Consider the following 13,267-nt stretch of genomic DNA (forward strand, 5'->3'; position numbering starts at 1 on the left):
CTAGATGCCGCGATGCGCGCGCATTCATCCCCTGCTCATCGACCCTGGAGGTTCCGGCTTGCCCATGTCTGAACAGAAGTCTGCTCGGCCTACCCCCTCCGCCGGTCTGCTCGAAGGGACCGCCCCGGCGTGGCGTTCCCGCTGGCTCAGCGCGTCCTGGGGGCTGACGCTCGCGGTCGGCGGGGTCGCGTGTGAGGATCAGCACGTCGTGATCGGCGCATTCGCGCCGGAGCGGCCGCGGTTCGCGGCACCGCAGAAGGTCGCCACGCTCAACGACGACACCGCCAGGGACGAAGACCCGACCCTCACCGGCGATCTGCTCGAGATCCACTTCATGTCCGAGCGCGGCGCGAGCCAGGATATCTGGGTCTCGCGGCGGGCGGACCTGGGTTCGCCCTGGGAGACGCCGACCGTCGACCTCGCGGAGAAGCTCAACAGCGCGGACGACGACGACACGCCTGCCATCTCGAACGACGGGCTCAGGATGTGGTTCCTCCGCAAGAGCGAGCAACAATCAGGCATCTGGATGTCCGAGCGCGCGAGCCGGGGCGACCCCTGGGGCGAGCCCTCCTACGTCGACGCGCTCAACCCCGGCCACGACGATGGCACGCAGGCGATGAGCCCTCACGTCGATCTGCCCGAGCTCCGCGCCGTGGTCGGCCTGAAAGGGCCTGAGACCCAGGGCTGGGACCTCGCCATCGCGTCCCGCGAGAGGCCGGAGGACGACTGGGGCGAGTTCGTTCCGCTCGCCGAGCTGAGCGACGCGGGAGACCAGCTCGCGCCCTTCCTGTTCGACGACGGCCGGCAGATCCTGTTCCGTTCGGGGGATGACCTGTTCTGGGCTCGACGGCCAGGGACGAACGACGCCTTCGAGCCGCCGCAGGCGCTCGACGAGGTGAACGTACCGGATGCGCGCGAGAACGATCCTTACCTGTCGCCGGACGGGTCCATCCTGTTCTTCTCCTCGGAGCGGAGCGGCGGGACCGACATCTACGAGGCCCGCCGCATCGCACCATGAACGGCCGGCGCGTCGAAGCGACCCGATCCGGGTCGGGGTAGCAGCCAGCCGTACGTCGCCCCGCCCGAACCTGGGTCGGGTCGCTTCTTCAGAGCGACGCCGACGACCCGAAGGAGGTAATCATCGACGACCTGTGTGGCGCAGCCCACCCTCCTCTTCCGCCCACAAAACACGTGTAAAAGCCGATCGTCCCGTGATACGAGAGGAAAAGGTCAGGGGGAATGTCCTCTGCGGCAGAGCCGCACTGCTCACAGTGCAGGTGTCTGCTCGCTCGCTGTCCGGCGGGACATGCCGACCGGGCGCGGGAGGCTCGTTCAGGCGTACCCGAGACCGGCAGAGATCGATGCAAGAGCAAGAAACGCCGCCGTCTGGGCTCGTCCTCATCGTGGACGACAGCGCGGACAACCTGAACGTGCTGTCGGACGCGCTGATGTCCGATGGACTGGAGATCGCCGTCGCGCGCGACGGCGAGGAGGCGATCGAGCTCGCCGGCCGGTCTCAGCCGGACCTCATCTTGCTCGACGCGCTGATGCCCGGCCTCGGCGGGTTCGAGGCGTGCCGGCGGATCAAGGCCGATCCGGCGACGCGGAGCATCCCCGTCATCTTCATGACGGCGCTCGCGGAAGCGAAGTTCAGGATCCAGGGCTTTCGCGTGGGCGCCGTGGACTATGTGACCAAGCCGTTCGAGAAGACCGAGCTGCTCGCGCGGGTGCACACCCAGCTCTCGCTCCGGCACGCGACGCGGGCCCTCGAGGAGCAGAATGCGAGGCTCTCGGAGGAGGTCCAGGAGCGCGTCAAGGCGGAGGAGGCGCTGGCGGAGGCCGTGCTGGGGCTGCGCGACGCGAACGCACGGCTCTCGCATCAGCTGACGCAGAACGAGCGCGCCGAAGCGGCCAGGGCGGCGCTGCAGGAGCAGGTCATCGCGGTCCAGCGGGAGCGGCTCCTCGAGCTCTCCGCTCCGCTCATGCCGATCATCGATGGCATCCTCGTGATGCCCCTCGTCGGCGCGGTGGACGTCGAGCGTGCCAGGCAAGCCATCCAGACAGCGCTGCACGGAGCGAGCGAGCGCGGGGCAAACCATCTCATCATCGACATCACCGGTGTCAAGGCGGTGGATGAGACCGTCGCGCGCATGCTCGTCCAGGCGGCGATGGGGCTCTCCCTGCTCGGCACGCGGACGATCGTCACCGGCATCCACGGCGAGGTGGCGCGGACGCTCGTGGGGCTCGACCTGCACCTCGATTGCCTCGTGACGAAGGCCACCCTTCAGGCGGGCGTGGAGCACGCGCTGCGGACGCGCGGTCGTCGCTGGGGCCAGGGCGAGCCCTGAGGACCCGATGAATCCGTCGTTCCCCGGCGTCTCCGCCGGGCTTGAAGAGGAGCTCAACCGGATGGATCCGAGAGACTACGTCGTGGGGGAGGTGCTGCACGAAGGGGCCGAGACCCGCGTGTGCCGCGCGGTCCATCGTCCCTCGGGCGACAGGGTGGTGCTCAAGCTCCCCGCGGCGGCCGCGTCGAGCTCGCGCGTGACGGGGCGCATCCTGCATGAGCATCACATCCTGACGCTGCTCGGGGCGGTGCCAGGGATAGCGCGGGCGCGGGAGCTCGTGCAGCGGGACGGCACGGTCGCGCTGGTGCTCGAGGACCCCGGCTTCCGGTCGCTGGATCGCCTGCTCGCCGAGCGCGGGCGCCTGCCGGTGGAAGCGGGGCTGAGGCTGGGCGCGCTCGTCGCGCGGGTGCTCGAGGCCGTGCACGCGGCGGGCGTGACGCACAAGGATATCAAGCCGCAGAACGTGCTCGTCGATGCGGCGTATACGCAGGTCAAGCTGCTCGACTTCGGCATCGCCTCGTCGCTGCCGCTGGAGGCGACGGCGGCGAGCATCCCCGAGGGGCTCGAGGGGACGCTGGCGTACATGTCACCGGAGCAGACGGGCCGCACCGCGCGGGCGATCGACGCGCGCACCGACCTCTACTCGCTCGGCGTGACGCTCTTCGAGGCGCTGTCAGGGCGGCTGCCGTTCACCGAGCGCGACCCGCTCTCGCTTGTGCACGCGCACCTGGCCAGAGAGCCCCCTCCCCTCGACGAGGTCGCCCCGGGCGTGCCTCCGGGGCTCGCGGCGATCGCGTCCAGGCTCCTGGCGAAGAACCCCGACCGGCGGTACCAGACGGCCAGGGGGGCGGCGGAGGATCTGGAGCAAGCGCTTCGCGCGTGGCGCGAGCGCGGCACGGTGGAGCGCTTCCCGCTCGGGAACAAGGACTTCTCGCGCAAGCTACGGCTGCCGGACGTGCTCGTCGGGCGCGAGCGCGAGCGCGATCTGCTGAGCGCCTCCTTCGCCCGAGCCGCCGAGGGCGCGGTGGAGCTCGTGCTCCTCGGCGGCCCGTCCGGCATCGGCAAGACGGCGCTGGTGCGCACCGTCTACCGGGACATCGCGCGCGCGGGGCGCGGTCTCTTGATCTCGGGCAAGCACGACCAGCTCGCGCGGTCGACGCCCTACGCGGCCATGGCGCAGGCGTTCGGGGCGTTGATGCAGCAGTGGCTGGCGAGCCCGAAGCCTGTGCTCACGGCATGGCAGGAGCGAATCAAGGCGGACGTGGGGGACAACGCGCGGCTCATCGCCGACGTGGTGCCGGAGCTCGATCGGATCATGGGCGAGCTCGCGCCGGTGCCGCCGGTGCACGGCGAGCAGGTGCTCGCCCGCCAGCGGCTGACCTGGCTGAGCTTCGTGCGGGCGGTCACGACGCCGAACGCGCCGCTCGTGATGTTCCTCGACGACATGCAGTGGGCCGACAGCGCCACGCTGGAGATCCTGAAGACGCTGCTGACCGACGCGGAGCGAAGAGAGCTCCTGGTGATCGCGGCGTACCGCGACAACGAGGCGCCGCCGGAGCATCCTCTGTGGCGGCTCGTGGCGTCGGTGGACGAGAGCGGGGCGAAGGTGTCGAGGATGTCGGTGCGCCCCCTGCCGGAAGAGCACGTGCAGGCGTGGGTGGCGCAGACGCTGAGCAGCGAGGCGGCGCGGGTGGAGCCGCTCTCTCGGGTCCTGTGGCAAAAGACGCGAGGAAACCCGTTCTTCATGGAGCAGCTGCTGCTCTCCTTGCACAGGCAGGGCAAGGTGGTCCGGGACCCGGAGAGCGGCGCGTGGCGCTGGGACCCGAGGGAGCTCGCGCAGGTGCAGGTCACGGACAACGTCGTGGCCCTCCTGACGGACAAGGTGCTCGAGATGCCCGAAGCGACCCAGCAGCTCCTGGGGCTCGCGGCGTGCGCGGGGCACACGTTCCACCTCCACGATCTGGAGCGGCTCAGCGGATGGGAGCGCGCCCGGGTGACCGGGGCGCTGTGGCCCGCCCTGCAGGAGGAGCTCCTTGTGCCCGCCGATGGGGCCTACCGGCCCGCGCAGGCGCTGGGACAGGTCGGGGACGGAGCGCTGGACGCGGAATACCGGTTCTTGCACGACCGCGTGCAACAGGCGAGCTACGAGCGGGCCCCGCCCGAGCAGCGCGTCCTGGCGCACCTGGAGATCGGCCGGCGGCTCTGGGCGCGGCACCGGACGCAGGCGGGCACACCGCAGCAGCTCCTCGAGCTGGTGCGGCACCTGAACCTCGGCTCGTCGCGGATGGACGCCGTGGACGAGCGCGAGGCGCTGGCGCGGCTGAACCTCGAGGCCGCGCTCGCCGCGAAGGCGGCGAGCTCGCACCGGCTCATGGCGAGCCTCACCGAGACCGCGCAGGCCCTGCTCGGCGACGACGCCCCCCGCAAGGACGCGGCGCTGTCCGCGCAGCTCGCGCTGGAGCGGCTCGAGGCGGCCTTCCTGATGCGGGAGTTCGACGACGTCGAGGCGCGGTCGGCGCGGCTGCTCGCGACGCCGCTGCCGGCGCTCGCCAGGCTCTCGGTGCAGGAGATCCGCGTCCGCTGCTCCCAGGCGGCAGGCCAGTTCGCGCGAGGGGTCGAGCTGGGGCTCGCCGCGCTCGCCGAGCAGGACATCGTCTTTCCGGACACGGACGAGGCGCGCCGCGCCGCGCTCCTCGAGGAGTCCGCCGAGCTGGATCGATGGTTCGAGCGCGACCCCGACGCGTTCGACCGGATGCCCGCGGATCCATCCCCGGAGCGCGTGCTCGTCGATGCGCTGACGATGCACCTGATGGTGTGCGCGGCGATCGGCGGCCAGCCGATCCTGTCCGGGCTCGTGATAGTCCGCGCCGTGCTGAGGGTGCGACGACAGGGCGTGCTCACGCCGGTCTCTCCCTTCATCATCGTCTGCTTCGCGAACGTGTGGTCGTTGACCACGGGGCTGTATCGCCGCTCCGCGGACTGGGTCGGGCCGGGGGTGCGCGCGGCCGAGCGCGTCGCGTCGCCCTTCCTGGCAGAGTGCCTGTCCTTCCAGGGGCAGTACACGGCCTACGCCCGCCCCGCGGATGAGATGGCGCCCATCTTCGAGCGGACCTGCGCGACCGGGCTGAAGATCGGCTCGTTCCAGGGGACGAGCTGGGGGCTGGAAGGCGACCTGTTCTATTACCGGGTGTGGCGTGGCCAGCCGCTCGGACAGATCGAGGCGCACCGGGCGGCTCGCTCAGGGCTCGTGCAGCGCGCGGGGACCGCGCTCGGGGCCCACTATTTCGAGGCGATCGCCTCGTGGTGCGATCTCCTGATGACGGCGGGCGGCGCGGCGCAGCTCCTCTCGGAGCAGCCCTTCTCACGCGGGTCGCGCTCCCTGCTGGCCGACGGCGATGGGATGGCCGCCGAGCTCGCGCGCATCCTCGAGGCCCACCTGTTCATCGTCGCCGGCGCGTACCCGATGGCGCTCTCGCGGGCTCGGGAGGCCGAGCAGCACCGCATGTCCATCTTCGGCTTTCCCCCGGTGACGGACGTGCCGCTCTGGCTCGCGCTCGCGGCCGCGAGGTGCTGGCCGGGGACAACGGACGCGGAGGAGCGGCAAAGGCTCGGCGAGCACATCGAGCAAGGCCTCGCGCGGCTCTCGTATTTCGCCGAGGGGAGCGCGGACAACTTCCTGCACAAGCTGCGCCTCCTCCAGGCCGAGCACGCCCGCGTGCAAGGCAGGACCGAGGAGGCCATGGCCAGGTACGACGAGGCCATCGACCTTGCCCGCGGGCAGCGCTTCTTGCACATCGAGGCCCTCGCCGCCCAGCTCTGCGCCGAGCTCCACCTCGAGGCGGGCAGGAGCCGTATCGCCGCGATGTACCTGCGCGAGGCGAGGGACGCCTATGTCCGCTGGGACGCGCGCGCGGTGGTGGCCCACCTGGAGGCGAGGTGGCCCGCCCTGCTCCGCGCGCCTGCCCAGCCCGCGACGCCTGCGAGCGCCGAGCGCCGCCTCGCGACGGGCGCCTCCGCGCTGACCACCACGGGCGTCGACGGCGGCGCGCAGCTCGACGTGAACACCGCGGTGCGCGCGGCGCAGGCGCTGTCGAGCGAGCTCGATCCGGAGCGGGTCGTCGGCCGGCTGATGGAGCTCGTGCTGGAGAGCGCCGGGGCGCAGCGCGGCGTCCTCCTGCTGGTCGAAGGAGAAGAGCTCTCGGTCGTGGCGCGGCTCTCGGTGGAGGGGGCCCGCATCGAGACGGGCCTGTCCGAGCCGCTCGCGCAGAGCGACGAGGTGGCGAGGACGGTCGTGCGCTACGTGGCGCGCACGAGCGAGCCGGTCGTGCTGGACGACGCCAGGGCCGACGCCCGCTTCGCGGCCGATCCGTACCTCGCGTCGCACCCCGTCCTCTCGCTCCTCTCGCTTCCCCTTGCGCATCGAGGGCGCCTCCGCGGCGTGCTGTACCTCGAGCACCGCGAGGCGCCTGCGGCGTTCCCCGAGAGGCGGGTAGAGCTCCTGTCGGTGCTCGCCGCGCAGGCCGCCATCGCCGTGGAGAACGCCCTCCTGTACCGGGACCTGGAGGCCAAGGTCAAGGAGCGCACCATCGAGCTTTGCGTCGCCAAGGAGGCGGCGGAGCGCGCCAGCCAGGCCAAGAGCGACTTTCTCTCCAGCATGAGCCACGAGCTGCGCACTCCGCTCAACGGGATCATCGGCTATGCTCAGATCCTGGAGCGAACGCCCGACATCGCGCCGGCGTGGCGGGAAGGGCTGCACGTCATCCAGAAGTCGGGCGAGCATCTGCTCTCGCTCATCAATGACCTGCTGCACCTCGCCAAGATCGAGGCGGGCAAGCTGGACTCTGTCCTGACGGAGTTCCGGTTGCCTGCCCTCGTGCAGATGGTTGTCGACCTGTGCCGGGTGCGCGCCCAGGCGAAGGGGATCGCGTTCGCCCACGAGCTGCGCGGCCCCGCGCTCCGGGCCGTCCACGCCGACGAGAAGCGGCTGATGCAGGTGCTCTTGAACCTCCTCGGCAATGCCATCAAGTTCACCGAGCGGGGGGCCGTATCCCTCCATGTCGAGGCGCTGGAGGAGAGCGTCCCTGCGGGCCGGATGGTGCGCTTCCGCGTCGAGGATACGGGGCCTGGCATCGCCTCGGAGCACCTGTCGCGCATCTTCGAGCCGTTCGAGCAGGTGGGGGAGCAGAGCGCGAGGAGCGAGGGCACGGGGCTTGGGCTCGCCATCACGAAGAAGCTCGTGGAGCAGATGGGTGGAGCGGTCGAGGTGCAGAGCGAGGTCGGCGTGGGCAGCGTCTTCACCGTGACGCTCCCGCTCGCCGAGGTGCAGCCGGCGGCGAGCCCGGGCGATGCCCGGGGGTGGGACACGATCGTCGGCTATCGGGGGGAGCGCCGCACGATCCTCATCGTGGACGACAACGCCGACAATCGCGCGGTGGCGCGCGGGCTCCTCGGCCCGCTCGGCTTCGACCTGTGCGAGGCGGACGGCGGCGAAGCGGCGCTGCGCATGGGCGCGCTGCACGCGCCGGCGCTCGTCCTGATGGACGTGTACATGCGGGGCATGGATGGCTACGAGACAGCGCGCCGCCTCAGGCTCGTGCCCGAGCTCCGGCGGACCGTCATCGTGGCCTCGTCGGCGAGCGTCTCCGAGGCCGAGCGGCAGAAGTGCGCCCGTGCCGGCTGCGATGATTTCCTGCCCAAGCCCATCCAGGCGAGCGCGCTCCTGGACAGGATATCGCGCCTGCTGGGCATCGAGTGGCTCCGCCGCGAAGAGGCCCCCTCTCCGGATTCACCGGCAGAGGTCCCCACGGACGGCGAACCCCTCGCGCCGCCTCCGGCCGAGGAGCTGGCCCTGCTGTCGGCGCTCGCGAACAGGGGGCTCGTCCACAAGATCCTGGCAGAGGCGGAGCGGATGAGGCAGCGCGACCCGCGACTCAGGCCCTGGCTCGATCAGCTCGTGACGCTCGCGCGTGGCTACCAGACCCGGAAGCTGCGGGAGTTTCTCGATGCGTACGGCCCAGGCGGCGCGGTCGGCGCCGACGGCCCCGCGGATCCGCAGGCATCGATGTAGGTAAAACGACGAACGGGTCCGGGGCATCCGGCGAGGGGCGGCGGAGGGTGCGCAGACGCTACAGTCTCACAAGATTCGTTCAATGAAACGGTCGTCTACAGCCTCCGGGTTGAGTTTCAACTCTCCCCGGACCCTCTCGGCAGCCTCCGGCTTGAGTTTCAACTCTCCCCGGACCCTCTCGACAACCTCCGGGTTGAGTTTCAACTCTCCCCGGACCCTCTCGACAGCCTCCGGCTTGAGTTTCAACTCTCCCCGGACCCTCTCGACAGCCTCCGGCTTGAGTTTCAACTCTCCCCGGACCCTCCCGGACCGCCTCCGGCGGTCGGCCGCCCCCGATCGAGGTCGTGCTGGGTGCGCCACGCCTCGAAGATCAGCGCCTGGAACGCGGAGAGGACCAGGACGGACACGTCGGTGTTGACGTAGAGCCAGATGAACCCCAGCCCGAGGCCGCGCACGAGCAGGGCCACCCCCACCCCGACCGCGACGTTGCCGCCCCAGAACAGGAGGCACACGCCCGCAAGCCGGATCGCCCGCCGGACCGCGAGCGGCAGGAGCCCGGCGCGCATCCCTCGGCGGCGCCCCACCGCGTAGGCCGCGCACGACGTGGCCGCGACGACGCCCAGGATGTAGAGCGAGTCCGACATCGCTATACGTCCCCCCGGAGCCAGGAGAGCGCGCGCGCCGCGAGTTCCTGGAGCAGCCCGCCGATCGTCGAGAGGCGCTCGCCCGGGAGGCTCGAGGTCGGCGCCCCCTCGCGCACCGGCGCGGCGAGGACCTCGAAGCCCGCGCGCTCGAAGAGCCGGCGTGCCCGCCAGACGCGGTGCTCGCCGGTGACGAGCAGGATCCTCCTCGCGCCCCTTCCCAGCAGGAGCTCCGCGCTGCGCTGCGCCTCCACCGCCGTCGTCAGCCCCCGCGGCTCCGTGAGGAGGGCCGACGCGGGGACGCCGAGGCCCTGCGCGAGGCGGGCGCGCGACTCGGCCTCGCTGGCCGCCCCGTTGCGGCTGCCGAGCATCAGCACGAGCGGCGCGCGCCCCTGATGGTACAGCGCGACCGCCTCGGCGGCGCGCCGGAGCGAATCCTCCGGCAGCCGCCCGTCCGGGTCGACGTCCGCTCCGAGGACGACCACGGCGTCGGCCTGCCCGGCGTCGGGCGCCGACGCCATCCAGCGATCGAGCGGCGCGGCGGCCGGGGTGAACGCGGCGACGGCGAAGACCGCCAGCCCGACCCCGCCGGCCGCCGTGCTCAGGCGGTCCCACGCTGCTCCCATGCGCATGACGCTGATCCCGGAACCGATCCCTGCGCCGTGCCCTACGTCGTGGCCAGGAGGGCTGGCCTCGAAGGACGCACGGCGAGCCGCGGCGCCTCCAGCTCCTCCGCGACGCCGTGGATGGCGGCCTCGATGCGCTCGAGCGTCTCCTCGCTCATGTGGCTGTGCAGGGGCAGGCAGACCTGGCCCGCGCAGAGCCGGTCCGTGTTCGGCAGCGCGTCGCCCGCCGGGGCGCAGCTCAGCTCGTGCAACGGCGGGTAGAAGTACCGGCGCGCCTCGACGCCGCGCCGGGCGAAGGCGGCGACCGCGTCGTCGATCGGGACGTCGGCCAGCCCGACCCCGAGGTTCTGTCCATTGACGCGCACGCCCGGCGGGATGCGCTGGGTGCGGTACACCTGCGGATGCCGGGACAGGGCCGCGCGCAGCCGCTCGAGGTACGTCCGCCGGCGAGCCAGCGCCTCGGGGAGCCGGCGGAGCGACGCCAGCGCCAGCGCGGCGCGTAGCTCGTCGATCTTGGCGTTCATCCCCGGGACCGACGCCCGCAGCGGCTGCGCGAGCCCGTGGTTGCGCAGCTGGCGCATCGCCGCGCTCACCTCCCGATCCGGGGAGACGACCACGCCGCCCTCCGCGGCCACGAGGATCTTCGTGGCGTGCAGCGAGTAGGTCGTCGCCGTGAGGAGCGCCTCGGCCTCCCGGCTCGCCGTCTCGGTGCCCATGCCGTGCGCGTTGTCGTAGATGACGGCCGCCCCGGCGGCCCGCGCCTGCCGCGCGACGCCGGCCAGGTCGGGCGGGACGCCGAACACGTTGACCGGGAGGACCAGCGTCACGTCGTGCTTCGCGAGCAGGCCGCGCAGGTGCTCCGGATCCAGCGTCCAGGTCTCCGGATCGATGTCGCAGAAGATCGGCTCGAAGCCCGCATGGACCGCGGCGTTGAGCGTCGCGATGAACGTGAAGGCGGGGAGGATCGCCTTGCCCCGCCGCACCGCCGCGGCCTCGATGGCGAGGCTGATCGCGACGGCGCCGTTCGAGACGACCACGGCCTCCTCGACGCCGAGGAACGCCGCGATCGCCCGCTCGAAGCCCTCCGCGAACGGGCCGCCGTTGCTCAGCCGCCCCGAGCGCAGGACCTCGGCGAGCTGCGCCGCGATCGCGTCCGGATCGTCCACCTGCGGCAGGACCATGGGGATCAAGGGGCGCTGATCGCTCATGCTTGTCGCTCCAGAGATAGGCGCTGCAGCGCAACGCGGCCGATGAACTCCGGGATGCCGAGCAGGTACCGCCGCCAGAGCCGCCTCGGCTCGACCACCAGGCGGTAAAGCCAGTGGACGTGATGTCGACGGACCCACTCGGGCGGATAGGCCACCGCCCCGGCCACCTGATCCAGCAGCCCGCCCATGCACCAGGCGGCGTGCACCTGCAGCGCCGCGAGGTGCCGGTCCACCCACAGCTCCTGCTTGGGCGGGCCGAGGCCGACGATGAGCAAGGCCGCGCCCGAGTCGTTGATCTTCCGGACCACCGCCGCCTCCTCCTCGGGGCCGAAGTACCCGTGGTGAGCCCCCGCGATCCGGAGGCCCGGACGCTGCGCGACGAGGCGGCGGGCGACCTCGTCGGCGATCCCGGGCGCCCCCCCGAGCAGGAAGACAGAGGCCCCGCGCTCGGCGCACAGGTCCACGATCCTCCCCAGCTCGACCGGGCCCACGTTGATGCGCTCGGGACACGGTCCGCCCAGCAGGCGAGCCGCCCAGACCACCCCGATGCCGTCGGCGTACACGACGTCGGCGCGGCCGACAGCGTCGCGGTACGACGCCTCGCGCTCCGCCAGCGTGGCGCAGTACGCGTTGACATAGGTGTAGTACGCCGGCCTGCCGCCGGCCTTCGACGACCCGAGCAAGGCGTCGTCCAGATCGAGCAGCAGCTGCTCGAACGTGAGCCGTGCGACGGGGACGCCGAGCACGTCGACCCGGGGCGCCGCGGGCGGGTCCGCGATCATGCAGCACCTCCGGCCGGCGCCACCTTGGCCTGGGTGCCGATGAACGCGCGCGGATCGGTGACCGGCCCGCGATCGAGGACGGGCCGCGCCTCGTCGGTGCCGAACATCGCGACGTAGTCCCCGTGGAACCCGTCGCAGATGTCACGGAGCGCGCAGCTCCGGCATCCGGCGCCCTTCGCGTAGCCGTTGTGCTCGACGCGGTTCAGCGCGTCGCCGCGGTAGGCGGCGTCCTGATCCCCGCGGCGACGGAAGAGCCGGTAGGAGAGCCCTTCCAGCTTCCTCAGCGAGGGGCCGAGCCGCGAGCTCACGTCGGCGCGGAGCAGCCGGCCCCGGAGGTCGAGCGCGTCGGCCAGGCGGAGGAGCGGCTGCCGGAGCGGCCCGAGGCGCGGCCGCGCGCCGAGCGGGACGGGCGGCGACAGGAGACCGCCCCGCATCCGTTGCGGTCCCTTGTTGGTCCAGGTCCAGCTCGCGAAATCCCACTCGTGCGGGTCGTACGGGAGCTGCTGGTAGTCGTAGACCGAGGGCCAGTGGCGCTCGGACACGACGCAGTGAGGCAGGTACCGGACGTTCGCCTCCACGCCGGCGCGCGCGAGCACGTCCAGGGCCTCGTCGAGCGGCTCCCGCAGCTCGGCGTAGCGAGGCACGTTCTCGGCGGTGCGGACCCCCGCGTTGCGCTGATCCGCGAACGGGTTGAAGGCGAGGAAGTTGACGGCGCGCGCGCCCACCTCGACCGAAAGCTTCGCGACCGCCGGGAGCTGGGGCACCGCGCGCTTCGACATCACGCAGTTCACCCGGAACGGCACCTCGAGCGCGATGAGGTGGTTCAGCGCGCGCATCTGGCGCACGTGCGCGCCGTCCGCTCCCACGGCCAGGTCGTGCGCCTTCCCGAGCCCCTGGACGCTGACCAAAAAGTCGGCGACGCCGGAGTCCTTGAACTGCTGCACCTTGTCGCGCTTGTCGAGCACCAGCGCGTTGGTGATGAGCGTCGGCGAGAGGCCGATCCCGACGCAGTACCGGACCAGCGCGTGGATGTCGCGCCAGATGGTCGGCTCGCCGCCCTGGATGTCGATCGCCGTGTTCCCGTAGAAATCGACGAGCGTCCGGCAGATGGCCTGCGCCTTCTCCAGCGACATGAACGGGTGCTCGGGGTGCTCCTTGTCCTCGATCCGATCGAGGAAGTAGCAGAAGTGGCAGCGGAGATTGCATGTCTGCCCGAGCCACAGCACGCCACGGCGCGTGATCCCGCGGCCCTGGGCGTAGAGCGGCGGCGCGGCGGCCGGGCGCGCGTCCGGCACCGCCAGGGCGAGGGCCCGCTCGAGCAGGACCTCCGGCGGCTCGATCTCCACGGGGGCCTGCGGCACCGAGCCCTGCGACCCCTTGCGCTTGAGCTGCACCAATGAACCGTTACCATCCGTGCTGGTCTTCACTTGGGCCTCACCTGGGTTCCATCCTTCACGCGCGGCAACGCGCCGCGCGCTGCGAAGGCGCCGACACGGCTCGGGGGATCGTATCTCGACGGCCGCGACGTGGCGTTGCGCGCCGCGCCCTGCCGCTCGCCGGATCCGCTGACGGGCAGTTGAACTGCTCCGCGATCA

General features: G+C 71.8%; 9 protein-coding genes. 3 read left to right on the forward strand and 6 right to left on the reverse strand.

Annotated elements, in window-relative coordinates; genetic code table 11:
* Positions 1-208: 208 nt before the first annotated feature.
* The 3 genes from WMF28_RS19955 (at position 209) to WMF28_RS19965 (ending at position 8,415) form a co-directional block, all read left to right on the forward strand.
* Positions 209-1,018, forward strand: coding sequence for a hypothetical protein (locus WMF28_RS19955; RefSeq protein ID WP_437603843.1), 810 nt, complete (start codon positions 209-211; stop codon positions 1,016-1,018).
* A 343-nt stretch (positions 1,019-1,361) separates the two neighbouring features.
* Positions 1,362-2,348 carry a response regulator gene (locus WMF28_RS19960; protein ID WP_437603844.1) on the forward strand — a complete coding sequence of 329 codons (987 nt, stop codon included), beginning with the start codon at positions 1,362-1,364 and terminating at the stop codon, positions 2,346-2,348.
* A gap of 7 nt (positions 2,349-2,355) precedes the next feature.
* Entirely contained in the window at positions 2,356-8,415 is a 6,060-nt protein-coding gene (locus WMF28_RS19965) for an AAA family ATPase (RefSeq protein WP_437603845.1), read from the forward strand.
* A 66-nt stretch (positions 8,416-8,481) separates the two neighbouring features.
* On the opposite strand, the gene WMF28_RS19970 is transcribed toward WMF28_RS19965, so the two are convergent.
* The 6 genes from WMF28_RS19970 to WMF28_RS19995 are packed head-to-tail and all read right to left on the reverse strand — an operon-like array spanning position 8,482 to position 13,099.
* The gene (locus tag WMF28_RS19970; protein WP_437603846.1) at positions 8,482-8,703 is read right to left on the reverse strand and encodes a hypothetical protein; all 222 of its coding nucleotides are present in this window, start codon (positions 8,701-8,703) and stop codon (positions 8,482-8,484) included.
* Entirely contained in the window at positions 8,700-9,059 is a 360-nt protein-coding gene (locus WMF28_RS19975) for a hypothetical protein (RefSeq protein ID WP_437603847.1), read from the reverse strand. Before WMF28_RS19975 ends, WMF28_RS19970 begins: the two co-directional genes overlap by 4 nt.
* 2 nt (positions 9,060-9,061) lie before the next feature.
* Positions 9,062-9,688, reverse strand: coding sequence for a YdcF family protein (locus WMF28_RS19980; protein WP_437603848.1), 627 nt, complete (start codon positions 9,686-9,688; stop codon positions 9,062-9,064).
* Positions 9,689-9,723: 35 nt separating this feature from the next.
* A complete protein-coding gene (locus WMF28_RS19985; protein WP_437603849.1) occupies positions 9,724-10,890 on the reverse strand; it encodes a DegT/DnrJ/EryC1/StrS family aminotransferase in 1,167 nt (388 codons plus the stop codon).
* Complete coding sequence (locus WMF28_RS19990; protein WP_437603850.1) at positions 10,887-11,672, reverse strand: WecB/TagA/CpsF family glycosyltransferase; 786 nt, start codon at positions 11,670-11,672, stop codon at positions 10,887-10,889. Before WMF28_RS19990 ends, WMF28_RS19985 begins: the two co-directional genes overlap by 4 nt.
* Entirely contained in the window at positions 11,669-13,099 is a 1,431-nt protein-coding gene (locus WMF28_RS19995; RefSeq protein ID WP_437603851.1) for a radical SAM protein, read from the reverse strand. Before WMF28_RS19995 ends, WMF28_RS19990 begins: the two co-directional genes overlap by 4 nt.
* Positions 13,100-13,267: the final 168 nt, after the last annotated feature.

Source organism: Sorangium sp. So ce590 (genome assembly GCF_051521365.1).
Classification (GTDB): Bacteria; Myxococcota_A; Polyangia; order Polyangiales; family Polyangiaceae; genus Sorangium.

Excerpts from the sequence above, each read along its gene's own strand:
- WMF28_RS19960 (WP_437603844.1), top strand. The coding sequence starts at position 1,362 with ATGCAAGAGCAAGAAACGCCGCCGTCTGGGCTCGTCCTCATCGTGGAC.
- WMF28_RS19975 (WP_437603847.1), bottom strand. The coding sequence starts at position 9,059 with ATGTCGGACTCGCTCTACATCCTGGGCGTCGTCGCGGCCACGTCGTGC.
- WMF28_RS19980 (WP_437603848.1), bottom strand. The coding sequence starts at position 9,688 with ATGCGCATGGGAGCAGCGTGGGACCGCCTGAGCACGGCGGCCGGCGGG.
- WMF28_RS19965 (WP_437603845.1), top strand. The coding sequence starts at position 2,356 with ATGAATCCGTCGTTCCCCGGCGTCTCCGCCGGGCTTGAAGAGGAGCTC.
- WMF28_RS19985 (WP_437603849.1), bottom strand. The coding sequence starts at position 10,890 with ATGAGCGATCAGCGCCCCTTGATCCCCATGGTCCTGCCGCAGGTGGAC.
- WMF28_RS19990 (WP_437603850.1), bottom strand. The coding sequence starts at position 11,672 with ATGATCGCGGACCCGCCCGCGGCGCCCCGGGTCGACGTGCTCGGCGTC.